Origin of the sequence: Phyllobacterium sp. 0TCS1.6A (assembly GCF_026420825.1) — a bacterium.
In the GTDB taxonomy this organism is placed as follows: Bacteria; Pseudomonadota; Alphaproteobacteria; order Rhizobiales; family Rhizobiaceae; genus Phyllobacterium.
Genome location: NZ_JAPMAB010000002.1, coordinates 269,521 through 294,039, shown reverse-complemented (window position 1 = coordinate 294,039; position 24,519 = coordinate 269,521). Strand labels below are relative to the sequence as shown.

The following is a 24,519-nucleotide window of genomic DNA, read 5'->3' as shown; positions in this document are numbered from 1 at the left end:
GAAAATTCGATTTCCTCAATATAGTTTGTTTGCACTGCAACATAGTGTCGGCGCCATTGCCGTCTGCCTTATATCATTGCGCCCCGGAGTTCCGTTTTGCCCATCAAGAAAATTCTCGTTGCCAATCGTTCCGAAATCGCCATCCGGGTTTTCCGCGCCGCCAATGAGCTCGGCATGAAAACCGTTGCCATCTGGGCTGAAGAGGACAAGCTCGCCTTGCACCGCTTCAAGGCGGACGAATCCTACCAGGTTGGACGGGGACCGCATCTGGCGAAGGATATGGGGCCGATCGAAAGCTATCTCTCGATCGAGGAGATCATCCGGGTGGCAAAGCTTTCCGGTGCGGATGCGATCCATCCGGGTTACGGGCTGCTTTCCGAGAGTCCGGAATTCGCCGAAGCCTGTGCTGCGGCCGGCGTGATCTTCATCGGGCCGAAGCCCGAAACCATGCGGCGGCTGGGAAACAAGGTCGCGGCGCGCAACCTGGCAATCGAGATTGGCGTTCCCGTCGTTCCGGCGACCGACCCGCTTCCCGACGACATGGACGCGGTGAAGGAACTCGCCGAAAAGATCGGCTATCCGGTCATGCTCAAGGCCTCATGGGGCGGCGGCGGGCGCGGCATGCGCGCAATCTTCAAGCCGGAGGACATTGCCCGGGAAGTCACCGAAGGCAAGCGCGAGGCCAAGGCTGCGTTCGGCAAGGACGAGGTCTATCTCGAAAAGCTGGTCGAGCGGGCGCGGCATGTCGAGGTGCAGGTTCTCGGCGATACCCATGGAAATGCGGTCCATCTGTTCGAGCGCGACTGCTCGATCCAGCGGCGCAATCAGAAGGTGGTGGAGCGTGCTCCCGCGCCTTATCTGACGGAATCGCAGCGGGCGGAACTCGCGGCCTACGGGCTGAAAATCGCCAATGAGACGAAATATATCGGCGCCGGAACGATCGAATTCCTCATGGATGCCGATACCGGCCAGTTCTATTTCATCGAGGTCAATCCGCGTATCCAGGTCGAGCATACCGTAACGGAGGAAGTGACCGGCATCGATATCGTCAAGGCGCAGATCCGCATCCTGGAGGGTGCAGCGATCGGAATGCCCGAATCCGGCGTTCCCGCGCAGAAGGATATCAAGCTCAACGGCCACGCCCTGCAATGCCGCATCACCACGGAAGATCCCGAGCAGAACTTCATTCCGGATTATGGCCGCATCACAGCCTATCGCGGCGCGACCGGCTTCGGCATCCGGCTCGACGGCGGCACTGCCTATTCTGGCGCGGTCATCACCCGCTATTATGATCCGCTGCTGGAGAAGATCACCGCATGGTCGCCGACGGCGGAAGAGACCATCCACCGTATGCACCGTGCGCTGCGGGAGTTCCGCATCCGCGGCGTCGCCACCAACCTCACCTTCCTCGAAGCGATCATTACGCATCCGAAATTTACCGATAATTCCTATACGACCAAGTTCATCGACACGACGCCGGAGCTGTTCGAGCAGGTCAAGCGCCAGGATCGGGCAACGAAGCTGCTGACCTATCTGGCCGACGTTACGGTCAACGGCCATCCCGAGACCAAGGGCAGGGCCAAGCCGCCGAAGGAGGCCGCCCTGCCACGGGTTCCTTTCGTCGAATCCTCCATACCGGACGGCACCAGGCAACGGCTTGATGCTTTGGGTCCGAAGAAGTTCGCGGAATGGTTACGTAACGAAAAGCAGGTGTTCGTAACGGATACGACGATGCGTGACGGCCACCAGTCGCTGCTGGCGACGCGCATGCGCACCTATGATGTCTCACGCATCGCCGGCACCTATGCGCGGGCGCTTCCGCAGCTGTTCTCGCTCGAGTGCTGGGGCGGCGCTACATTCGACGTGGCCATGCGGTTTCTGACGGAAGATCCCTGGGAGAGGCTGTCCGCCATCCGCGAGCAGGCGCCAAACATCCTGCTGCAGATGCTGCTTCGCGGCGCCAATGGCGTCGGCTACAAGAGTTATCCCGACAATGTGGTGAAATATTTCGTCCAGCAGGCGGCGCGCGGCGGCATCGATGTGTTCCGGGTGTTCGACAGCCTGAACTGGGTGGAGAACATGCGGGTCAGCATGGATGCCGTGCTTGAGGAGAACAAGCTCTGCGAGGCGGCGATCTGCTATACCGGCGACCTATTGAATTCCGCCCGCCCGAAATACGACCTCAAATATTATGTCGGCCTCGCCAAGGAAGTGGAGAAGGCCGGCGCGCACATCATCGCGGTGAAGGATATGGCCGGCCTGTTGAAGCCCGGCGCGGCGACCCTGTTGTTCAAGGCCTTGCGCGAAGCGACGGACCTGCCGCTGCATTTCCACACGCACGATACCTCGGGTATCGCCGCTGCGACGGTACTGGCCGCCGTCGATGCGGGGGTGGATGTGGTCGATGCCGCCATGGATGCCCTGTCCGGCAATACCTCGCAGCCTTGCCTTGGTTCCATCGTCGAGGCGCTGAAGGGGACGGAGCGCGATCCCGGCCTCGACACAGAGTGGATCCGCCGGATTTCGTTCTATTGGGAAGCGGTTCGCACCCAATATGCCGCCTTCGAGAGCGATCTGAAGGGACCGGCATCGGAGGTCTACCTCCACGAGATGCCGGGCGGGCAGTTCACCAATCTGAAGGAACAGGCGCGCTCGCTTGGGCTCGAAACGCGCTGGCACGAGGTCGCGCAGGCCTATGCCGATGTGAACCAGATGTTCGGGGACATCGTGAAGGTCACGCCTTCGTCGAAGGTCGTGGGCGACATGGCGCTGATGATGGTCAGCCAGGACCTGACCGTGGCGGATGTGAAGAACCCGGAAAAGGACATCGCATTTCCGGATTCCGTCGTGTCCATGATGCGCGGCGATCTGGGCCAACCGCCGAAGGGATGGCCGAAGGATATCCAGAAGAAGGTGCTGAAGGACGAGAAGCCGTTCACCGAGCGGCCGGGTTCGCTGCTGCCGCCGGCCGATCTTGATGCCGAGCGCAAGGAGATCGAGGAAAAGCTGGAGCGGAAGATCAGCGACCAGGAATTCGCTTCCTATCTCATGTATCCGAAGGTCTATACGGATTTCGCCGTCACCCACAATACCTACGGGCCGACCAGCGTATTGCCGACGCATGTCTATTTCTACGGCCTTGCCCAGGAAGAGGAAGTGTTCCTCGACCTCGAGAAGGGCAAGACGCTCGTCGTGCGCAACCAGGCAGTCGGCGAAGCGGATGAAAAAGGCATGTGCACGGTCTTTTTCGAGATGAACGGACAGCCAAGGCGGGTGAAGGTGCCGGACCGCGCCCGCGCGGCCGGCGGTGCCGGGGTGCGCCGCAAGGCGGAACTCGCCAATGACAAGCATGTGGGTGCGCCGATGCCGGGCATCATCTCGACGGTCGGCATCTCCGCCGGGCAGAAGGTGAATGCCGGCGACGTCCTGCTCTCGATCGAGGCCATGAAGATGGAAACGGCCCTGCGTGCCGAACGCGATGGCGTGGTCGGCGAAGTCCTGGTGAAGTCAGGAGACCAGATCGATGCCAAGGATCTGCTCATAATCTACGAATAAGGCGTGGATTTCGAACCGGGTCGCGGCCACGCCGGACCCTGGCAATCCATGTCAAATTGCGTATGAGAAGATCAAAAAGAGTGAATTGACTTCGCCTTCAACCGATTTAAGGGTGCAGGAATCCTCCTGTCGAACGGTGAAGCAATAATCATGGATGCCTCGGTCTATCAGAAACGTGCCGTTTACGGGCGGTGGGCTGTTGCCTCCGCGTTTTTCTTCAACGGCTTTCTCATTGGCAGCTGGGCGCCGCAAATCCCGGTCTTCATGACGCGCCTTCAGATAAGCGAGTTCGTGCTTGGACTGCTCATCCTCGTTTTCGGCATTGGAGCTTTGTGCTCGATGCCCTGGTGCGGCTATCTGATCGGCCGTTTCGGATCGCGCAGCGTCGTCCTTGCCTTCGCGGCGCTGTGCAGCTTCTCATTGCTGCTTGTCGTTCTCGCACCCAATCCGGCAATCGCCGTGCCGGCGCTGTTCTTCTTCGGCGCGGTCATCGGCGGCATGGATGTGGCGATGAATGCCAACGCCGTCGAGGTGGAGAAGCGGCTTTCCCGGGCCGTCATGTCGTCTTCGCACGGTTTCTGGAGCCTTGGCGGCTTTGCCGGCGGCGGCCTCGGCGGCCTGCTGATCGAAGCGCAGGGCTATCTTGTCCATGCGATCGTGGCGACGCTCATCGCCGCTGCCATCGGCCTGCTGGCGTTTCGCCACATGATCACCGAAACCAAGCCGGTCGTTCACGAACGCCAGAAACTGGCATTCCCATCCAATCCGCTGATCTACCTGCTGGGCCTGATGGCGCTGTTCTCCATGGTGCCGGAGGGTTCTGTTCTCGATTGGGCCGCGCTCTACCTGCAGCAGGAGCGGGGCGCCGACATAGCAACCGCCGGCTTTGCCTTTGCCGCCTTCTCCGGCACGATGGCGGTGATGCGGTTCCTCGGCGATGGCGTACGCAATCGTTTCGGCGCCGTAAGGACGCTGCGCGCCTCCGCTTTGATCGGTGCGGTGGGCCTTTTCGGCGCCAGCTTTGCTTCGACCGATTGGATCGCCGTACTGGCCTTCGCTTTCTCCGGCCTCGGTATCGCAAATATGGTGCCGATTGCTTTTTCCGCCGCCGGCAACCAGCCGGGGACCTCGTCCGGTGTCGCGCTCAGCATGGTGACGCTGATGGGCTATTCCGGCATCCTCGTCGCCCCATCGGCGATCGGTTTCGTCGGCGGCAAGACCGGCTTCGGACCGATTTATATGGTTCTGGCCGGCCTGCTCGTCATTGTCGCCATCATGGCAAGGCTAGCGGCGACGGCAGACCGCCCGGTAGACGAGACTTCCCAGTCCGGACTAGCGCCGTGATGCGACCGCCGGCTTTGCGCGCCGGGTGAGGAAATCGGTGACGCGGCGGCCCGGCCGCGACTGTCGCAGGCCGATATTCATCTCGGGCGCCAGTTCGTCGGAAAGGTCGAGCGTCGCGGTCTGGCCGATGGCGTCGTAATTCTCTTCCAGCCAATCCTCGGCGGCGGCGCGGCCGAGGTCACGCAGATATTCGAGGAATGCCCATTCGGCATTCACCTTTGACGACGCCGACAGCCCCTTGAAAGCCTCATCGGCGTCGATCCGGTGCATGCGGATATTCCTGTATTCGCCATGCTCGATCCGCCCCGCCTTGATCAGCGAATTTATGAATGCAATGGAGCGGAATTCGCGAAGAAGCGCGGCATTGAACGTGATTTCGTCGATGCGATCGCTGATTTCCCGCGCGGTTTTCGGCGTTCCGGCCCGTTCGATCGGGTTGATCTGGATGAGCAGAACATCCTCGCTTGCGCTGGAATAGAAGAACGGAAACAGCGCCGGATTGCCGCCATAGCCGCCATCCCAATAGGGCTGGCCATCGATCTCCACCGCCTGGAAGATATAGGGGAGGCAGGCGGAAGCCATGACCACGTCTGCGTTCAATTCGGACTGCGAGAACACCCGCAAGCGGCCTGTCTCGACATTGGTCGCCGAAATGAAGAGCTTGAGCGCCGAGCAGGACTTGACCCGCTCGAAATCGATCTCGCGTTCGACCAGGTCGCGCAATGGATTGATGTTGAAGGGGTTATATTCGTAGGGCGACAGCATGCGGGAAACCATCTCGAAGAGATTGTAGCCTATGCCGTTCTCGACGGACCAATTGCCGAAGAACACATCCCATGGCGCCCGCTGGACCGGGCTGAAGCGGCCTGTCCGGCCGACCGCCCGCCAGAACTCGTAGAGCTTGGCGCGTGCGCCATCGGCGCCGTTCCTGGACCAGCCATCGGCCATGGCAACGGCGTTCATTGCGCCGGCGCTGGTTCCGGATATGCCTTCGATGGTGAGCCGGTCGTCCTCCAGGATACGGTCCAGCACGCCCCAGCTGAAAGCGCCGTGCGAGCCCCCGCCCTGCAGGGCGACATTGATCTTCTTGGTCGTCTTCATCAGGCTGCCGTCCAGCCGCCATCGACCGAGATCGTCGTGCCGGTGATCTGGGCCGCGGCATCGCTGGCAAGGAACACCACTGTCGCGCCGATCTGCTCGACGGTGGCGAATTCCTTTGTCGCCTGCTTGTCGAGCATGACCTCGCGGATGACCGTCTCGCGATCCATGCCATGGGCCTTCATCTGATCGGGAATTTGCGCCTCGACCAGCGGGGTCAGCACATAGCCGGGACATATGGCATTGCTGGTAATGTGCTTTTCAGCCGTTTCCAGCGCCACGGTCTTGGTGAAGCCGACAATGCCGTGCTTGGCGGCAACATAGGCGGATTTGAACGGGGAAGCCCTGAGGCCATGGGCCGAGGCGATATTGATGATGCGTCCCCATCCGGCCTTCTTCATATGCGGCAGCACGGCAGCGGTGGTGTGGAAGGCCGATGTGAGATTGATCGCGATGATGGCGTCCCATTTTTCCGCCGGGAACTCGTCGACAGGTGCGACGAACTGGATGCCGGCATTGTTGACCAGCACATCGGCGGATCCGAATGCCGCCACGGCCTTGTCGATCAGCGAGCGGCACTCGGCCCCGTTCGACATGTCGGCCTTGATATAGGCGACGCCGGTCGAGTGCCTTTCGGCGATCTGCTGGGCCAGGGCGTGGTCCTCCGGCCGATCGGTGAATGAGTTGACCACCACATTATAGCCGGCAGCGGCCAGCGCCTCGGCGGCGCCCAGCCCGATGCCAGAATTCGAACCCGTAACGATAGCTGTCTTCCTGCCCATGATATTTCTTTCTTGTTCGGCGACATTGCCTGTTAGGATAGTCTAAATATATTGCGTTGCAGCAAAAATGCTAGGGCGGTGCAAATCCGGCGATGATTCCGCACCTCGTGCCGTGGGCGGGTGCAAGCGCAGTGTTGACAAATGGCCATGGCTGCGCCACCTGATCTGCATCTCTGGAGCTCGATGATGACAGAATATCACCCACACCCCTTTGCCCGGCGCAGCTCGGTCGGCGTCGATGTCGGCGGTGTGATGGTCGGCGGCGGTGCACCGGTCGTGGTGCAGTCCATGACCAATACGGACACGGCCGATATTGACGGCACGGTGGCGCAGGTGGCGGCATTGTCGCGCGCGGGTTCGCAGATCGTCCGCATCACCGTGGACAGGGATGAATCCGCCAGGGCGGTGCCGCGCATACGCGACAGGCTGGACCGGCTCGGGCTTGACGTGCCTCTCGTCGGCGATTTCCACTATATCGGCCACAAGCTCCTCGCCGATAATCCGGATTGTGCCGAGGCTTTGGCGAAATACCGCATCAATCCGGGCAATGTCGGGTTCAAGGACAAGAAGGACGCCCAGTTCGGCGCGATCATCGAAATGGCGATCCGCTACGACAAACCGGTGCGTATCGGCGTCAATTGGGGATCGCTCGACCAGGAGCTGCTGACAAGCCTGATGGACCGGAACAGCGCGGCGGGCTCTCCCCTGACGGCTGCCGCCGTCACGCGCGAGGCGATCGTCCAGTCGGCGCTGATCTCGGCCCAGCTTGCCGAGGAGATCGGCCTGGCGCGCTCGAAGATCATACTTTCCGCGAAGGTCAGCCAGGTGCAGGACCTGATCGCCGTCTATGCCGAACTTGCCAGGCGATGCGACCACGCGTTGCATCTCGGGCTCACGGAAGCCGGAATGGGCACCAAGGGCATCGTGGCTTCGTCCGCGGCCATGGGAATCCTGCTGCAACAGGGCATCGGCGACACTATTCGCATCTCGCTGACGCCGGAACCCGGCGGTGACAGGACGCGCGAGGTCCAGGTCGCACAGGAATTGCTGCAGACGATGGGCTTCCGGCAGTTCATTCCGATCGTCGCCGCCTGCCCCGGATGCGGGCGGACGACCTCGACCGTATTCCAGGAACTCGCGCAGTCGATCCAGAGCGACATCCGCAAGAACATGCCGGTCTGGCGCGAAAAATACCCCGGCGTCGAGGCGCTGAACGTGGCCGTGATGGGCTGCATCGTCAATGGACCGGGCGAATCCAAGATGGCCGATATCGGCATATCTCTTCCCGGCACGGGCGAAACGCCTTCCGCCCCGGTCTTCATCGATGGGCGGAAGGTCGCGACGCTGCGCGGCGCCGGCATTGCCGCCGAATTCCAGAAGATGGTGGCGGACTATATCGAAAACCGTTTTGGGCGGGGCGCACAGGCGGCGGAATGAGCCGTCCTCTCAGCTTTCCCTCTCCGCGATGAAGCTGGCGGCGGCGTTGAGCAGGCCGGCCTTTTCACCGAAGGGCGACAGCAGCTCCTGCGCCTGATCGACCAGCCCGGCGAGTTGCCGGCGCGTCCATTCGATGCCGTGGACCGAGACCAGCGTCGCCTTGCCCGCGGCTGCGTCCTTGCCGACGGCCTTGCCCAATTGCCCTGCATTGGCCGTCACGTCGAGCAGATCGTCGGCGAGCTGGAAGGCGAGGCCGATCGCCGAGCCATATTCGGCCAGGCGCTGGCGGTCGCCATCGGAGGCTCCCGCGATGATCGCGCCGGCCTCGCAGGCGAAGCGGATGAGCGCGCCGGTCTTCATCGCCTGCAACCGGATGATGCCCTGCTCGTCAGGCTTGACGGTCTCGGCTTCGAGATCGAGCGCCTGTCCGCCGGTCATGCCGCCGACGCCCGCTGCACGGGCCAGTTCATGTACCAGGGTCAGTCGCGCTTTCGCCGGCAATTCCGTCTCGTCGCTGGCGATCAGTTCGAACGCATAGGTGAGCAGGCTGTCGCCGGCAAGGATGGCCGCCGCCTCGTCGAATTTGCGATGCACCGTCGGTTGGCCGCGCCGGAGATCGTCATTGTCCATCGCCGGCAGGTCGTCATGGATCAGCGAGTAGCTGTGGACGCATTCGAGGGCCGCGGCCACGCGCAATGCAGCCATGGCGTCTCCACCCAGCAAAGCGGCGCTCTCCATGACGAGGAAGGGCCGAAGGCGCTTGCCGCCATTGAGCACGCCATGCCGCATGGCCGCCATGAGGCGGGCCGGACGGTAGATTTCCCCGCTGCGCGTCCTGTCGGAAAGAACCTCGTTCAGAAGCGTTTCGACGGCAAGAGCGTGCTGCTGCAAGCTGAGCTGAAAGAGAGCAGTGTGTTCTTCGGTCATGCCGCCAATGATCAATAAACGCTGCGCCGGTCAATGGGGGAGCTCGGTTCGGGCGCAAAAAATATCCGCCACGAAAGTCGCAGAGTGTCGAGAAAGAATTCCATTCCCGCCCGGTTTGCTCTATGTCCCATGCAGGGCGTTAGATGGAAGGTGGGCGTGGCAAGAGTTCTGGTCAGAAACAAGCGAGGCAGGGGTTATCTTGTGGACCCCGGGCGTTCGCCATTCGGGCGCGTCATGCGCTATCTGATCCTGACCGCCATCGTCCTGGCGATATTGCCGATCGTCCTGCTCATGCTCTACCGGCTGCCGTTCGTCCACCCGATATCGACGCTGATGGTCAAGGACCTCGCCACCTTTTCGGGCTATGAGCGGCAATGGGTCTCGCTCGACGAAATCTCGCCAGTGCTGGTGAATTCCGTCATGATGTCCGAAGATGCGAAATTCTGCTCCCATGCCGGTATCGACTGGGATGCGCTGAACTCCGTGGTCTCGGATACGATCGACGGGGAGCAGACGCGCGGAGCCTCCACCATACCCATGCAGACCGCGAAGAACCTGTTCCTGTGGAACGGACGATCTTTCATCCGCAAGGGGCTGGAGATACCGCTCGCGGTCATGACCGACCTCATGCTGCCCAAGCGGCGCCTGATGGAAATCTATCTCAACATCGCGGAATGGGGTCCCGGAATATATGGAATAGAAGCTGCCGCCCGGCACCATTTTCGCACCAGCGCCGCCAGGCTCTCCTCCAGGCAGGCGGCCTATCTTGCGGTGACGCTGCCAAATCCGAAGATCAGGAACCCGGCAAAGCCCGGGCGCGGGCTGCAGACGCTGGCCCGCGTCAATGAACGCCGAGCGCGCGGTGCGGGGGCATATGTCGGCTGCGTGAGCTGATGGCAGGGCCACCTGCGCGCCAGCTTGCAAAAAATACGACTCGCATCTGGTCAAAAGCCCTCAAGCGGTGTATAGCCCAGCCGAACTTTCCGGAATTTTGTCCATTGTGACAGGCTCAATCGGGCCAGTGCCGGATTTTGACTGAGTTACTGGAGCTGAACAATGGCTGTACCTAAACGAAAGACTTCGCCGTCGAAGCGCGGCATGCGCCGCTCGGCTGACGCCCTCAAGGCCCCGACCTATGTGGAAGACAAGAACTCCGGCGAACTGCGCCGCCCGCACCATGTCGATCTGAAGACCGGCATGTATCGCGGCCGTCAGGTGCTGACGCCGAAAGAAGGCTGATTCTTCCTGTTCTTTCATGCTAGAAGGACCGGCCTCGCGCCGGTCTTTCTTTTTGGCGGGAGCATTGAGGGAGAACGCGCATGGTTTCGAACATACCCCTTATGGTAGTGCCACTCATCGTCTTCAATCTGGTGATTGGCGGTTTCGCAGGTGTGAGCGGCCCCGATCCCTGGGCTATGGAACTCTATTCGACGCCGATGCTATCGGGCGGCATCTGGACCATGACGCTCGGCGATCTGATGATCGTGCTGTCGCTGGCGCTGCTGTTCTTCGAAATCATGAAATCGACGCGCACCAGCAATGCCTCGGTGATCGACCATCTTCTGTCCACCTTCGTCTTCGTCGCATTCCTGGTGGAGTTCCTGCTCGTTCCCGCCGCGTCGCACGCGCTGTTCTTCATCCTGCTGGTGATGGCATTCTTCGACATACTGGCCGGCTTCGCCGTCTCGCTGCGCTCCGCCGGCCGCGACGTCAATTTCCGCTGACTATTTCAGCTCGATCTCGATGAAGGCGTATTCGCCTTCATTGGCGTTGACGACATCATGCTCGACGCCCTCGCTGCGGAAATAGGGCACGCCTTTCTTCATCTCGGCAAAGTTCTCTCCGGAATCCGTCACCAGCTTTACCCGGCCGTCCATGAGGGGGACCACGACATAATCCCGCTCATGCCGGTGCCAGCCGGTATTGTCGCCGGCGGCAAATCTGTACTCGGTGACGATCACCTTCTCATTGTCGATGAAGACCGTGGCCTTGGCCGATCCGCTCATGATGCCTTTTCCTGACGCTTATTTGTCGAGGGAGTCGAGCTTGCGCTGCATGGCGGCGATCTGTTCCTTCAGTTCGTCCAGCCCGCTCGAGTCGGAAGCCTTGTCCGTGGCGGCCTCGGCCGGAGCCTGTGCCCCGCCCGGCGTCTTGTTCAGTCCGAAGGGCGCGAACATCTGCATCGCCTGCTGGAAGAGCTCCGTATTGCGCCGTACCTGTTCCTCCACGAGTTTCATCGGCGCGCTCACATTCATCATGTCCATCGGCATCATGTCCATCGGCGTCTTGCCGAAGGCGGCGGTCAGTTGCTCGCGCATGCGCTCCTGCTCCCTGGCGAAGGCGGACATGGACTGTTCGAGGAATGTCGGCAGCACGACCTGCATCTGGTCGCCATAATAGGCGATGAGCTGGCGCAGGAACGGGATGGGCAACATGTTCTGGCCCTCCTTGTTCTCCAGCTCGAATATGATCTGCGTCAGCACCGAATGGGTGATGTCCTCGCCGGTCTTGGCATCCTGAACGGTAAAATCCTCATTGCGCTTGACCATGCCGGCCAGGTCTTCCAGCGTCACATAGGTACTCGTGCCGGTATTGTAGAGTCTTCGATTGGCGTATTTCTTGATGATGATTTCGCCGGTTTTTCCTGCCATTACTTCGCTCCCCACTCGCTCCCATGCCGACATTGTTCCGCAGGTCCCACGGACAGATAAGGAAGGATAGGTGCAAAGCCGCGCAAATCAAAGTGATTTGTGCAGTGCATTCAACTTCATGCAACCCGATTATGCTGCGCCGCAGCGCGGATAAATCGCTACAAAGCATCGCGGGGGCCCTTGTCAAACGGCGTGGGGAAGGGAATTCTGTCATCCAACTGTGCATCCTGCTTTCAGAAATGAGGAATTTCCAATGACCCAGTCCATCGTCATAGCAAGCGCGGCCCGCACGCCGGTCGGCTCGTTCAACGGCGCCTTTGCCAATGTCCCTGCACATGAACTGGGAGCGGCGGTGATCAAGGAGGTGCTGGCACGTGCGGGCGTGGACGCCGCCGACGTGGACGAAGTCATCATGGGCCAGGTGCTCAGCGCCGGCGAAGGCCAGAATCCCGCCCGGCAGGCGGCCATGGAAGCCGGCATTCCGCAGGAAAAGACGGCCTGGGGGTTGAACCAGCTCTGCGGTTCGGGCTTGCGCGCCGTGGCTATCGGAATGCAGCAGATCGCCACGGGCGACGCGGGGATCATCGTGGCGGGCGGGCAGGAATCCATGTCCATGGCCCCGCATTGCGCGCATCTGCGGGCGGGCGTGAAGATGGGCGATTACAAGATGATCGACACCATGATCAAGGATGGCCTGACGGACGCATTCCACGGCTACCACATGGGCATAACGGCGGAGAATATCGCGCGCAAATGGCAGTTGACGCGCGAGGAGCAGGATAATTTCGCCCTCGCTTCGCAGAACAAGGCGGAGGCCGCGCAGAAGGCCGGCCGCTTCAAGGACGAGATCGTCCCGGTCACCATCAAGACGCGCAAGGGCGACGTCGTCGTGAGCGAGGACGAATATATCCGCCATGGCGCCACGCTGGACTCGCTCACCAAGCTGCGGCCCGCTTTCGACAAGGAAGGCACGGTGACCGCCGGCAACGCCTCCGGCCTCAATGACGGCGCCGCGGCGGTGGTACTGATGAGCGAGGAGGAAGCGAGCCGCCGCGGTGTGAAACCGCTGGCCCGCATCGTGTCATGGGCGACGGCGGGCGTCGATCCGGCGATCATGGGAACCGGACCGATACCGGCGTCGCGCAAGGCGCTGGAGAAGGCCGGCTGGAAGGTCGAGGATCTCGATCTCGTCGAGGCGAACGAAGCCTTTGCCGCCCAGGCCTGCGCGGTCAACAAGGACCTCGGCTTCAACACGGACATCGTCAACGTCAATGGCGGTGCGATCGCGATCGGCCACCCGATCGGTGCGTCCGGGGCGCGTGTTTTGAACACGCTTCTTTTCGAACTGAAGCGCCGCAATGGCAGCAAGGGGCTCGCAACGCTCTGCATCGGCGGCGGCATGGGCGTCGCCCTGTGCGTGGAACGCGTCAAGGATTGACGCCGTACTGACCCGGCCCGCCGTTTTCGGGCCGGGTGCCGGCAGGTGGAGGTCTGCGGCACAAGATTTTGTTGATTTGATTTAAGCGTTAATTTGAGGAGGCAAAATGACAAGAACGGCTATCGTAACCGGGGGAACGCGAGGCATAGGCGCTGCAATCAGTACGGCTCTGAAGACAGCGGGCTATAATGTGGTTGCCACATATGCGGGCAATGACGAGGCAGCGCAGAAGTTCAGGGAAGCAACCGGCATCCCGATCTACAAATGGGACGTTTCCAATTATGAGGAATGCGCCGCCGGTATTGCCCGGGTTGAGGAGGAGTATGGCCCGGTCGCCGTGCTCGTCAACAATGCCGGCATTACCCGCGACGCGATGTTCCACAAGATGACGCCCGGCCAATGGAACGAGGTCGTCAATACCAACCTCAACGGGTTGTTCAACATGACCCATCCGGTCTGGAGCGGGATGAGGGATCGGAAGTTCGGCCGCATCATCAATATTTCGTCGATCAACGGCCAGAAGGGGCAGGCCGGGCAGGCTAATTATTCAGCCGCCAAGGCCGGGGATCTCGGCTTCACCAAGGCGCTGGCGCAGGAGGGGGCCAGGGCGGGAATCACGGTCAATGCCATCTGCCCCGGCTATATCGGGACCGAGATGGTGCGCGCCATCGATGAAAAGGTGCTGAATGAGCGCATCATTCCGCAAATTCCCGTCGGGCGCCTGGGCGAGCCCGAAGAAGTGGCGCGCTGCGTGGTGTTTCTCGCCTCCGACGAGGCCGGATTCATCACCGGATCGACCCTTTCCGCCAATGGCGGCCAGTATTTCTGTTGAGACTTTGCCGCGCCGCGAGGCGCGGCATTCCTCCGCCGCCATGGTTAATATTTCATCGCCAATCTCGCTAAATCCTTAAGATCGGCACGAAAACGCCGAAGGACGGCGAAAATTCGATTCAGCATATGGTTGGAATGCGGCTGCGAGATCCATATATAGCGGTGAACAAAACGGGAAACAGAACGCGGAAGCGATTCGTCGCTGATTCGTTCTCCTCGCGTTCTGTTTCTTAACGGTATATTCCGTGAATCGTTTTGTGATTGTTTATCTGGAATGCCCCACCTAGGTTCTGTACACGGTTTAAACGACCCGTTCAGCTGTACTGGCTGCAATTGATGGGTTCCCCAAGTTGCGGATTTGAACTCGCCGATGACTGTGATGCCCATGCCCGAAATTTCCCGGTTTCCGACAGGCCGAGACGTCACTGCCGTTCTCGGTCCGACGAATACCGGCAAGACCCATCTCGCCATCGAGCGGATGCTGGCGCATCGCAGCGGCATCATCGGCCTGCCGCTGCGCCTGCTGGCGCGCGAGGTCTATAACAAGATCGCCGAGCGGGTCGGCACGGCCAATGTCGCGCTGATAACGGGCGAGGAGAAGATCAGCCCGCCGGGCGCGGCCTATGCGGTCTGCACGGTCGAGGCCATGCCGCGCCAGACGGACATGGACTTCGTCGCGATCGATGAGGTTCAGCTCGCCAATGATCTCGAGCGCGGCCATATCTTCACGGATCGCATCCTGCATCTGCGCGGGCGCCAGGAAACCCTGCTTCTCGGCGCTGCCACCATGCGCGCCATATTGGAAAAGCTGCTGCCCGGCATTTCGGTCGTCACGCGGCCTCGGCTGTCCAACCTTCACTATGCCGGGTCGAAGAAGATCACGCGCCTGCCGCCGCGTAGCGCCATCGTCGCCTTCGCCGCGGATGAGGTCTATGCGATCGCCGAACTGATCCGGCGGCAGTCCGGCGGCGCGGCGGTGGTCATGGGCACGTTGAGCCCTCGCACGCGCAACGCCCAGGTGGAATTGTATCAATCCGGCGATGTGGACTATCTGGTGGCGACCGACGCCATCGGCATGGGGCTCAATCTCGACGTCAATCATGTCGCCTTCGCGCAGGATCGAAAGTTCGACGGCTACCAGTTCCGCGATCTCTCGCCGGCGGAGATCGGACAGATCGCCGGGCGGGCAGGGCGCCACCTGCGTGACGGCACCTTCGGCGTCACCGGCCAGGTCGCTGCGTTTTCCGAGCCGCTGGTGCAGAAGGTCGAGTCGCATACATTCGATCCGGTGCGCATCCTGCAATGGCGAACCGCGAATTTCGACTTTTCCAGCATCGACGCCCTCAAGCGCTCGATCGATACGCCCGCTCCGGGCGAGGGGCTGACGCGCGCCTTGCCCGCGGTGGATCAGCAGGCACTGGAGTTCCTTTCGCGCGATCCGGACGTAGCGCCGCTGGCGAGCGGGCCGGAGAGGGTGGCGCTGCTTTGGGATGCCTGTTCGCTACCGGATTATCGCAAGATTGCGCCGGCACAGCATGCCGACATCATCGCAACGATCTATACGGATCTCGTCGAACGGGGCCATGTCAACGAGAACTACATGGCGGAGGAAGTGCGCCGGGCTGATTCCACGGACGGCGATATCGATGCCTTGTCGCGCCGCATAGCGCAGATAAGAACCTGGACTTTTGTGTCCCACAGGCCCGGTTGGCTTGCAGATCAGGCACATTGGCAAGAAAAGACGCGTGAAATTGAAGACAGATTATCCGATGCACTGCATGAACGGTTGACGAAACGCTTCGTAGACCGCAGGACAAGCGTGCTTATGAGGCGCCTGAGAGAGAATACAATGCTAGAAGCCGAAATTAGCCCTACCGGGGACGTCATCGTCGAAGGGCACCATGTTGGACGATTGGATGGGTTCCGGTTTACGGCGGATGCTCACGATGATGGCAGCGACGCCAAGGCGATAAGGTCGGCAGCGCAGAAAGCGCTGGCTGCCGAGTTCGAAAGTCGGGCGGAGCGCTTTGCCGCTTCCGCCAATGGCGATTTCGCGCTGGCCTCGGATGGCACACTGAGATGGATCGGCGCGCCGATCGCCACAGTCGTGGCCGGCGAGCAGCCGCTGCGTCCGCGCGCCGTGCTTCTGGCCGACGAGCAATTGACCGGGCCGGCTCGCGACAAGGTCGCGGCACGGGTGGACCGGTTTCTTGCGCATCACATCGAGACGCTGCTGAAGCCGCTGGTGGACCTGTCGGGCGCCGATGCGCTGACCGGCATCACCAAGGGCCTGGCATTCCGGCTGGTGGAGAATTTCGGCATTCTGCAGCGCCGCGAAGTAGCCGAGGAGGTCCGTGGCCTCGATCAGGAATCGCGCGCGGCGCTTCGCCGCCTCGGGGTGCGCTTCGGCGCCTATCATGTATTCCTCCCGGCCTTGCTGAAGCCTGCGCCGGCCGGTCTCCTGACTTTGCTCTGGGCCCTGAAAGAGGACGCGAAAGATCGCCCCGGCTATGGCGACGTCGTGCAGGTTCTTGCCGCCGGGCGTACTTCCGTGGTCACCGATCCCGGTTTCGATCCGATGTTCTACAAGCTCGCCGGCTACAGGCTGCTTGGGCGCCGGGCAGTGCGGATCGACATTCTTGAGCGTCTCGCCGATCTCATCCGGCCGGCTCTCGCCTGGAAGCCCGGTTCCGGCCCGCGTCCGGACGCGGCCTATGACGGCTCCCGTTTCATCGTCGTGCCGGCCATGATGTCCATACTCGGTGCAACGCCCGACGATATGGAGGAGATACTCAAGAGCCTCGGCTATCGCCAGGAGCCGCTGGAAGCGGCCGCCGTCGCGGCGAAGCTGGCGGAACTCGATGCGGTGCAGAAGGACGCGGCGCCTGCCGCTGCGGGCAATGTTCCCGCTGCCGAGACGGTCGGGCCGATGTGGGCCGATTGGGTTCGCCCGAGCGAAGCCGCGGTGGAAGCGCCGGCGGCCGAACGGCCCGCACCCGCAACCGATGCCGAAGAGGCGCCAAAGCCGGTTCTCGTGTGGAAGCCGGCCCGCTTCGAGGGCCGTGGCAATCATCGCGGCGGGCAGGAAAGGCGCGGTCGCCCGGAGCGCGGCAATGAGCGCGGCAATGAGCGCGGCAATGCTGCAGCGGGTGAACGCAATGCCGATCAGGCGGCGAAGGGGCGTAATGAACGCAACAACCGGAAGGACAACTTCCAGGGCAAGGGCAAGCAGGACGGCAACCGGAATCGTGGTGGCGGCAAGCCTCCGATGACCGCGAAACGGCCCGAGCGCCAGGAACGGCCCGTGAAGATCGACATGGATTCGCCGTTCGCCAAGCTGCTTGCGCTGAAGGAGCAGATGAAGAAATAGATGGCGGCGACCGAACGGCAGCGCATCGACAAATGGCTGTTTTTCGCGCGGGTGGTCAAATCCCGATCACTCGCCGCCAAGCTCGTTACGGGCGGCGGCGTCAGGCTCAATCGAGAGAAAATCGATCTGCCGGCGCAGATCGTGAAGCCGGGCGACGTTCTCACGATCACTCTCGACCGGCGCATTCTCGTCTATGAGGTGGTGGATGGCGGCACACGGCGCGGCCCGGCCGACGAGGCGCGCACGCTTTATCGCGACATCTCACCGCCGGCATTGCCGAGGGACGCGGAGAGTGCGCTCGACACGCTGCCGCGCCGGGATCCGGGCAGCGGCAGGCCCACCAAGAAGGAACGGCGCGAGATCGACCGCCTCATCGACAGGGACGATAATTCCGGCGTGTAATCCATCGCGGTCACTTGCTGGAACAAATTTCCAAGGAATGGGTTAGCGTAGCAACATCCGAGCCGTCATTTGCGCGTTTCGCGGACTACAATTCCTTGTATGGCCGGTATCGGAGTGCGATCAATGCCGCGCGAGCGCAGTGGCGGGATCTTGCGGCGGGATTTGGCCCGGGCCGGCAGTTTTCCTGCCAAGTTGCGTTCTGGTGCCGCAGTTTGTGCTTCCCCCTTGTCAGGCAAGTGGCAAACCGCTACCTCCACTCTTGTACCGCTGACCGTGGTGTTCTGGAGCCTGCAAATGACTTACGTTGTGACCGACAATTGCATCCGCTGCAAATATATGGATTGCGTTGAGGTCTGTCCGGTCGACTGTTTCTATGAAGGCGAGAACATGCTCGTCATCCACCCGGACGAGTGCATCGACTGCGGCGTGTGCGAACCGGAGTGCCCGGCCGAGGCGATCAAGCCGGACACAGAGCCGGGCCTGGATCAATGGTTGCAGCTCAATGCTGAATATTCGGAGAAATGGCCGAATATTTCAACCAAGGGCGATGCACCGGCGGATGCCAAGGACATGGACGGCGTTCCGGACAAATTCGCCAAGTTCTTTTCGCCGGAGCCGGGCGAGGGCGATTGATCGCATCGCCTCCAGGTTGCAAGGGCCTGTGTTTGCTGAGCAAACGCAGCATAATTTGATTCTAGGCACATTTTGTGATATGGTCACAGAAATGTTGATCATTGGACGTCAATTTCGTGGCGCTAAGGCATAAATCACCAATAGGCTAGATTTTTTCCGGACGTAACAGTTCAGGATATGGTCGTGTATTCACCGCATCCAACTGCTCCATCCGGAATGCTTTTGCGCGACATCATAGACGGCCGACAAACCGGGTTTTCCGGCTTCCAGTGGTTGGTTTTTAACCGGTGCGTTTTGCCGGGCGCAGCAGGGAGTAATGAAGCGCATGACAGCAGTTCAGCAGAAAAAGACCGCCCAGCGGATTGGATTCAAGACCGGTGAATTCATTGTATATCCGGCGCATGGCGTGGGTCAAATCGTCAATATTGAAGAACAGGAAGTCGCGGGCCACAAGCTCGAACTGTTCGTTATCGATTTTCAGAAAGACAAGATGCGTCTTAAAGTTCCAGTTGCCAAGGCGACTGCAATCGGCATGCGCAAACTTTCCGAGACGGATTATGTGGAGCGCGCGCTCAAGGTGGTCCAGGGCCGTGCGCGCATCAAGCGCACCATGTGGTCGCGCCGCGCACAGGAATATGATGCGAAGATCAATTCTGGCGATCTGATCTCGATCTCCGAGGTGGTGCGCGATCTTTTCCGCGCCGACAACCAGCCCGAACAGTCCTATTCCGAGCGTCAGCTTTACGAGGCAGCCCTCGATCGCATGGCTCGCGAGATTTCCGCCGTCAACAAGATGTCGGAGACTGAAGCGGTTCGACTGATCGAGGTCAACCTCGCGAAAGGTCCGAAGCGCGGCGCCAAGGCGGATGCCGATGTCGAGGCCGATGCCGACACGCTGGTGGAAGACGAACAGGAAGAAGCAGCGTAAACAACGCCGACTTCTCGAAAAGCCAAGCCTTGAACTGGCCCCCGAAAGTTGGACACCCAACTTCGGGGGCCAGTCCGTTTATGGGGCCGGTTCTGCTGCCGGGCTTTCTTATTCGCTGATGAGCTTCACCTTGTCGCCGACGGAGACCGTACCGCCCGGCGGCATGGCGTTGATCAGCCTGAACAGGTCGAGCTTGCGGTCCGTTCCCATGATGCGGTTGGAAAGGCTGGGCAATGTGTCGCCCGGCTTGACGGTGACCACGCGGATGCGGAGCGGCTTGATCGCCGCCTTTTCCTGGTCCGTCAGGACGCGGAAGCTCTGCGTGACGGCCTGCGATACCGGCAGCAGCGACGTGCTTCCGGTTGGTGCCGCGGTCAGGAACCGGTAAATCCTGTTTCCCGCATTGACGACGAAGATGTCGAATTCCCAACGATCCGCCTTGGCGCGCGCCGTTGCCGCAGGCATGCCGTTGAATGTCGTTGCGGTCACGCTGGCCTCGTCGAGGCCGGTCACCCAGCCGCTGCGCATGTAGTCGGTCATCGACGGCGTGCCGGAAACCTGCGTTCCGTCGAACCGGATGGCGATCTCGCCCGGCCCCGTCGCCATGACCGCGTCGGCGCTGTTATCGATCGTGAAGCCTTCCGGCACCGCGAAACTCACGCCGAGAAGCGGGTGGACGAAGGTGCGGCCGCGCACATAGCCTTCCTCCGGCGTATCGCCATAGAGCACCCCGTCAATCCCCTGCAGGAAGGAATCGCGGTCCGTCGTGCCTATGCCGGGTGCGCCGATGCGGCGGGCATGGCCACGCGCCAGCTCGATGCGCTGGGGAGCCGAGGGATGGCTGGCAAGGAAGTCGAGGCTGGCATCGGTTGCGCCCGAGACATTGCGGAAGTCCGAATAGGACGCCATCGACTGGAGAAAGCGCGGCGCGGCGAAGGGATCATAGCCTGCCTCGCCGATCATCTTGATGCCGATCGCATCCGCCTGGAGTTCCTGGTTGCGGGAGAACTGCGCCATGCGCAACTTGCCGCGGATCAGCGCTTCCTGCGCCGCCCTGTCCCCTTGCAAGACTTCCGAAACGACGCGCCCGGCAATGACGGCTTCCTGCTCGCGCTGCTGGCGCTCTATGCCGTGATTGGCGATCACATGGCCCATTTCGTGGGCGATCACCGCTGCAAGCTCGGCGCTGTCATTGGCGAGCGCCAGCAATCCGCGCGTCACGTAGAGATAGCCGCCGGGCAGGGCAAAGGCGTTGATATTGGGCGAATTCAGGATGGTGATGCGATAGGTATGCGTCGGATTGTCGGACACGGTGGTCAGATTGCCGACGACCTTGGCCACCATCCGCTCGAGCTTGGCGTCCTTGTACTCGCCGCCATAGGTCGCGAGGATGCGCGGATGCTGCTCCGCGCTGAGCCGCGCCAGGCGGTCGTTCTTGTTGACATTGTCGACGGTGACGGGATTCGACGACGGGCCGAGCGCATCTTCCTTGGAAACGTTGAGCACCTGGCAGCCGGAAAGGAAGGCGAGCACCAGCATGGCCGCGGCGGGATTCCGGCTGCGGCTGGCGGGCTGTAACCAGCCCTTCATGGGTGATGCGGTGTGCGGCCTCAGAATCATTTCCTCGTGTGAACGCGTCGGGAGACTCGTATGTCGTTGTTCTTGCTAGCCCGGTAAAGAGTTTGGGGCAAGATTTCATTGCCTTGTCTAAGGGAGGCAAGGCGCCGAAAATATGTCAAACTTCAGACTCCTGCGAACCGAGATATTTTCGCAACAGCGGCGGACCGTCCGGCGAAAGCATCTGTTCGGCGGGCCCCGAGGCGGCGATATGGCCATCTTCGAGGAAAAAAAGCATCGAGGAAAGGCGCAGCGCATCGTCCGGGTGATGCGTCACCATGATCACGGTCATGCCGGTTTCGTCGCGAAGATCACCGATCAGATCGAGCATTTCATGCCGCAGCGCCGGTCCCAGCGAAGCAAAGGCTTCGTCCAGCAGCAGGACCGGGCTGTTGCGCACCAGCGTGCGGGCCAGCGCCACCCTTTGCCGTTCCCCGCCGGACAGCGCCTCCGGCTTGCGCTTCTCCTTGCCGGCCAGCCCTACCTTGGCGATAGCCGACGAGACGGCATCCTCATCGGCGGAACTCAGCTTGAGATCCGGGCGGCGCCCGAGGCCTACATTGGAGAAGACGTCGAGATGCGCGAAGAGATTGTTGTCCTGGAACACCATCGATACCGCGCGGCGGGATGGCGGAAGCAGCGTGACATCCTTGCCGCCGATCCAAACTCGGCCGGACTCCGCCTTCTCGAAGCCGGCGACGAGATTGAGCAGGGTCGATTTGCCGGAGCCGCTCGGGCCGATGATGGCGGCGATCGCGGAGCCTTCGACGGTGAGGTCGAAAAGCATTTCCATCGAACCATAGCGAAAGGTGACATTGTCAAGCCTGACGGCGGCGCCGCCCTTGGCAATATCGGCTCTATCGTCCTGCATCGGCGTCTCCCTGGGCCCGATCCGCAAGCATCATCAGCCCCATGCACAATATTCCGAGGATCAAGGCCAGTCCGGCCGCATCGGCCGTGCGGTAGCTGCCCATCCTTTGCAACAGGAGGTAGGGCAATGTCTGTACGGTATCATTGCCGAAAAGCGCAATCGTGCCGAGATCGCCCAGCGAAAGCGCCATGGCGAAGGCGAAGGCAGCGCCGAGCGATCGCTTCAGCCCCGGCCAGTCGATCAGGCGGAAACGGGTCCAGCCGGCGATGCCAAGCTGGGCGCAGAGCCTGTTGTTCCTGGCTGCCATCGTATCCCATGCCGGGCGCAGCACCCGGAAGGCGAAGGGCACCGCCATGGCGGCATTGACGGCGACGACCATCACCGGAGCGAGGCTGAACGGATCGACATAATGCCGCGAAAGGATGAACCAGCCCGCGCCGATAACGATGGGCGGCACGACGAGGATAAGGCTGGCGCCGAGGTCCAGCACGCGCTCCAGGGGGCGGGCAGGGCCGTAGCCGCGCGCCGTGGCCACATGTTCCCGCGAAGAGACCAGCGCGAGCGCCAGCAGCACCGAGACAAAAGCCGCGGCGGCGCCGAGGCAGATGCTGGTCATGATGGCGCGCCAGACGACAGGCTCGAACAGCAGCCGGCCAAAATCGGCCGAGGCGCCCGAAACCACGGTGCCGGCGATGGGCGCGGCGACGAAGAGCAAGCCGCAGGCGATGAGAACGCCGCCGAAGAGCCGGGTGGATCTCTCCGGGTCGTCGAACCTGCGCGTGGTCGTGCGGAAGGTCTGGCCTTCCTCGGTGGGCCGCCCTGCCAGGCCGAGAAATGCCAGGGTTGCAAGCGTCAGCGCAAGCTGCAGCAGCGTCAGCGCCACGGCCCGGGCAATGTCGAAATCGAAATGCAGCGCCTGATAGATCGCGACTTCGAGCGTGGTTGCGCGCGGTCCGCCGCCGAGCGTCAGCACCACGGTGAAGGAGGTGACGCAGAGCATGAAGATGAGCCCCGCTATGCCGGGCAGGTTGCGCAATATTGCCGGCCATTCGATCAGGCGGAACCGGGTCGATTCGCTCATGCCGAGCTGTGCCGCAAGCTTCCAGTAATCTTCCGGGATCGTATCGAGGCTGGCAAGAATGAGCCGCGTGGCGAGCGGAAGGTTGAAGAATATATGGGCCAGAAGAATGCCGGTCAGGCCGTATATGTCGGGAACCTGGTGCATGCCGAGATAGGCCATGCCGGCCGCGAGCAATCCATTGCGGCCATAGATGCTGGTGATGCCGAGCACCGCCACCAGCGCCGGCAAGGCGAGCGGCAGGGCGAACAGGCGCAGGATCATGCTGCGTCCCGGGAAATCCGGCCGGGCATGCAGCGCGCGGGCCAGCGGCAGCGCGAGGATGACGGACAACAGGGTGGAGAGCGAAGCCTGGAGCAGGGTGAAGCGCGCAATCCGCCAGATATAGGAGTCGAAGCCGGTGAAGCCGCCGACGCCGCCCAGGACTTCGAAGGCGAGACCCATGAGGGCCCCGCCGGCGAGAAGCGAAAGCAAGACCAGAGCGAGGATGCCCGACAATGGTCTCGCCCGGAATGGCATTATTTGCTCATCGCCAGAAGCCACTCGTCGATCCAGTTCTTGCGGTTTTCAAACACCTGCTGCGGGGCAAGCGCAAGCGTCTTGGCGGGTTTCACAAGCTGGTCGAATGCCGGGTTGAGCGGGGCGCTCGTCGCCGCCGCCGGATACATCCAGTTGGTTTCGGGAATTGCATCCTGGAACGCCGTTCCGATCATGAATTTCAGGAATTGCGCCGAAAGCGGGTTCTTGGCGCCATTGACGGTGCGAGCCGCCACCTCGACCTGCAAATAGTGACCTTCGTCGAAGGACGCGGCCTTGTAGCGGTCGCTCTTGTCGGCGATCAGATGATAGGCGGGCGAGGTCGTATAGGACAGCACCATCGGCGCTTCGCCCTTGGTGAACAGGCCATAGGCTTCCGACCAGCCGGGCGTGACCGTGAGTACGCGGCCCTTCAGCTTCTCCCATGCCTTGCCCGCATCGTCGCCATAGACGGATTTCACCCATAGCAGGAGCCCGAGGCCCGGCGTCGAGGTGCGCGGGTCCTGGATTACGATCTTTTCGCCCGGATCGCCCTCGATCAGCGCCTTGAGGCTGGCAGGCGGGTCCTTCATCTTCTCGCTGTCATAGACCACGGCGAAATAGCCGTAATCATACGGAACGAAGACGTCGTCCTCGAAGCCGCCCGGTATCTTGACCGCGCTGACATCGGTTTCGTGCGGAGCGAAAAGCCCGGTCCTTGCCGCTTCGAAGGTGAGGTTGGTGTCGAGGCCGAGAACGATATCGGCCTTGGTCGAGGCGCCTTCGAGCTTGAGCCGGTTGAGGAGGGCGACGCCATCGGCAACGGCCACGAAATCCACCGTGCAGGCGCATTCCTTCTCGAAGGCTTCCTTCACCTTGGGGCCGGGGCCCCATTCGGCGGTAAAGCTCTCATAGGTGTAAACCGTAAGCTTGCCCGCCGCATGGGCGCCGGCATTCGCACCCAGCGTCGCCGCAAGCGCAAGCATGAGTGCATGGATCGTCTGAACTGGCCGCATCAGCGCCTCCTATTCTACGTTTCAA

At 61.7% G+C, this 24,519-nt stretch carries 21 protein-coding genes; 12 read left to right on the top strand and 9 right to left on the bottom strand.

From position 1 onward, the window contains the following. Nucleotides 1-96: 96 nt before the first annotated feature. Entirely contained in the window at nt 97-3,555 is a 3,459-nt protein-coding gene (gene pyc / locus OSJ75_RS05600) for a pyruvate carboxylase (protein ID WP_267227208.1), read from the top strand. A 150-nt stretch (nt 3,556-3,705) separates the two neighbouring features. After that, nucleotides 3,706-4,899 (top strand): MFS transporter, encoded by a 1,194-nt coding sequence (locus OSJ75_RS05595; RefSeq protein ID WP_250017097.1) that lies wholly within the window; start codon nt 3,706-3,708, stop codon nt 4,897-4,899. Here the strand turns inward: OSJ75_RS05595 and OSJ75_RS05590 are convergent. Both OSJ75_RS05590 and OSJ75_RS05585 read right to left on the bottom strand, forming a co-directional pair. Then, nucleotides 4,888-6,000, bottom strand: coding sequence for a patatin-like phospholipase family protein (locus OSJ75_RS05590; protein WP_250017099.1), 1,113 nt, complete (start codon nt 5,998-6,000; stop codon nt 4,888-4,890). The two genes, OSJ75_RS05595 and OSJ75_RS05590, sit on opposite strands and share 12 nt — an antisense overlap. Continuing rightward, nucleotides 6,000-6,779, bottom strand: a complete 780-nt coding sequence (locus OSJ75_RS05585) for a 3-hydroxybutyrate dehydrogenase (protein WP_250017101.1) — start codon at nt 6,777-6,779, stop codon at nt 6,000-6,002. The genes OSJ75_RS05590 and OSJ75_RS05585 overlap by 1 nt, the downstream gene beginning before the upstream one ends. 186 nt (nt 6,780-6,965) lie before the next feature. On the opposite strand from OSJ75_RS05585, the gene ispG reads away from it, so the two are divergent. Further along, nucleotides 6,966-8,216 carry a flavodoxin-dependent (E)-4-hydroxy-3-methylbut-2-enyl-diphosphate synthase gene (ispG, locus tag OSJ75_RS05580; protein ID WP_267227207.1) on the top strand — a complete coding sequence of 417 codons (1,251 nt, stop codon included), beginning with the start codon at nt 6,966-6,968 and terminating at the stop codon, nt 8,214-8,216. Nucleotides 8,217-8,225: 9 nt separating this feature from the next. Here the strand turns inward: ispG and OSJ75_RS05575 are convergent, their stop codons facing one another. Continuing rightward, nucleotides 8,226-9,143 carry a polyprenyl synthetase family protein gene (locus tag OSJ75_RS05575; RefSeq protein ID WP_267227206.1) on the bottom strand — a complete coding sequence of 306 codons (918 nt, stop codon included), beginning with the start codon at nt 9,141-9,143 and terminating at the stop codon, nt 8,226-8,228. Nucleotides 9,144-9,377: 234 nt separating this feature from the next. Here OSJ75_RS05575 and mtgA point away from each other — a divergent pair, with 234 nt between their 5' ends. The 3 genes from mtgA to OSJ75_RS05560 all read left to right on the top strand — a co-directional run bounded on the left by mtgA (nt 9,378) and on the right by OSJ75_RS05560 (nt 10,867). Then, nucleotides 9,378-10,037, top strand: coding sequence for a monofunctional biosynthetic peptidoglycan transglycosylase (gene mtgA, locus OSJ75_RS05570; RefSeq protein ID WP_250017210.1), 660 nt, complete (start codon nt 9,378-9,380; stop codon nt 10,035-10,037). 162 nt (nt 10,038-10,199) lie between these two features. After that, complete coding sequence (rpmF, locus tag OSJ75_RS05565) at nt 10,200-10,382, top strand: 50S ribosomal protein L32 (protein WP_008121851.1); 183 nt, start codon at nt 10,200-10,202, stop codon at nt 10,380-10,382. An 80-nt stretch (nt 10,383-10,462) separates the two neighbouring features. Further along, complete coding sequence (locus OSJ75_RS05560) at nt 10,463-10,867, top strand: hypothetical protein (protein WP_250017107.1); 405 nt, start codon at nt 10,463-10,465, stop codon at nt 10,865-10,867. Here the strand turns inward: OSJ75_RS05560 and OSJ75_RS05555 are convergent, their stop codons facing one another. Continuing rightward, nucleotides 10,868-11,149, bottom strand: a complete 282-nt coding sequence (locus OSJ75_RS05555; RefSeq protein ID WP_267227205.1) for a cupin domain-containing protein — start codon at nt 11,147-11,149, stop codon at nt 10,868-10,870. It abuts the gene before it with no gap. 18 nt (nt 11,150-11,167) lie between these two features. Then, the gene (gene phaR / locus OSJ75_RS05550; RefSeq protein WP_250017111.1) at nt 11,168-11,794 is read right to left on the bottom strand and encodes a polyhydroxyalkanoate synthesis repressor PhaR; all 627 of its coding nucleotides are present in this window, start codon (nt 11,792-11,794) and stop codon (nt 11,168-11,170) included. Between the two features lie 253 nt (nt 11,795-12,047). On the opposite strand from phaR, the gene OSJ75_RS05545 reads away from it, so the two are divergent. The 6 genes from OSJ75_RS05545 (at nt 12,048) to OSJ75_RS05520 (ending at nt 19,396) form a co-directional block, all read left to right on the top strand. After that, nucleotides 12,048-13,232, top strand: coding sequence for an acetyl-CoA C-acetyltransferase (locus OSJ75_RS05545; protein WP_250017113.1), 1,185 nt, complete (start codon nt 12,048-12,050; stop codon nt 13,230-13,232). Nucleotides 13,233-13,338: 106 nt separating this feature from the next. Continuing rightward, the gene (locus OSJ75_RS05540; protein ID WP_267227204.1) at nt 13,339-14,064 is read left to right on the top strand and encodes a beta-ketoacyl-ACP reductase; all 726 of its coding nucleotides are present in this window, start codon (nt 13,339-13,341) and stop codon (nt 14,062-14,064) included. A 369-nt stretch (nt 14,065-14,433) separates the two neighbouring features. Then, nucleotides 14,434-17,433, top strand: a complete 3,000-nt coding sequence (locus tag OSJ75_RS05535; protein ID WP_416362522.1) for a helicase-related protein — start codon at nt 14,434-14,436, stop codon at nt 17,431-17,433. Continuing rightward, nucleotides 17,434-17,835: an RNA-binding S4 domain-containing protein gene (locus OSJ75_RS05530; protein WP_250017119.1), complete on the top strand. Its 402-nt coding sequence runs from the start codon at nt 17,434-17,436 to the stop codon at nt 17,833-17,835. A gap of 294 nt (nt 17,836-18,129) precedes the next feature. Then, nucleotides 18,130-18,468 carry a ferredoxin FdxA gene (gene fdxA, locus OSJ75_RS05525; RefSeq protein WP_250017211.1) on the top strand — a complete coding sequence of 113 codons (339 nt, stop codon included), beginning with the start codon at nt 18,130-18,132 and terminating at the stop codon, nt 18,466-18,468. A gap of 316 nt (nt 18,469-18,784) precedes the next feature. After that, entirely contained in the window at nt 18,785-19,396 is a 612-nt protein-coding gene (locus OSJ75_RS05520) for a CarD family transcriptional regulator (protein ID WP_250017121.1), read from the top strand. Nucleotides 19,397-19,504: 108 nt separating this feature from the next. On the opposite strand, the gene OSJ75_RS05515 is transcribed toward OSJ75_RS05520, so the two are convergent. From OSJ75_RS05515 to thiB, 4 genes are all read right to left on the bottom strand, one after another. Continuing rightward, nucleotides 19,505-20,986 (bottom strand): M48 family metalloprotease, encoded by a 1,482-nt coding sequence (locus tag OSJ75_RS05515; RefSeq protein ID WP_267227202.1) that lies wholly within the window; start codon nt 20,984-20,986, stop codon nt 19,505-19,507. 145 nt (nt 20,987-21,131) lie between these two features. Then, complete coding sequence (thiQ, locus tag OSJ75_RS05510) at nt 21,132-21,884, bottom strand: thiamine ABC transporter ATP-binding protein (RefSeq protein ID WP_267227201.1); 753 nt, start codon at nt 21,882-21,884, stop codon at nt 21,132-21,134. Next, nucleotides 21,871-23,481, bottom strand: a complete 1,611-nt coding sequence (gene thiP, locus OSJ75_RS05505; protein ID WP_267227200.1) for a thiamine/thiamine pyrophosphate ABC transporter permease — start codon at nt 23,479-23,481, stop codon at nt 21,871-21,873. Before thiP ends, thiQ begins: the two co-directional genes overlap by 14 nt. Beyond that, nucleotides 23,481-24,464, bottom strand: coding sequence for a thiamine ABC transporter substrate binding subunit (thiB, locus tag OSJ75_RS05500; RefSeq protein ID WP_250017214.1), 984 nt, complete (start codon nt 24,462-24,464; stop codon nt 23,481-23,483). The genes thiP and thiB overlap by 1 nt, the downstream gene beginning before the upstream one ends. Nucleotides 24,465-24,519 lie beyond the last annotated feature (55 nt).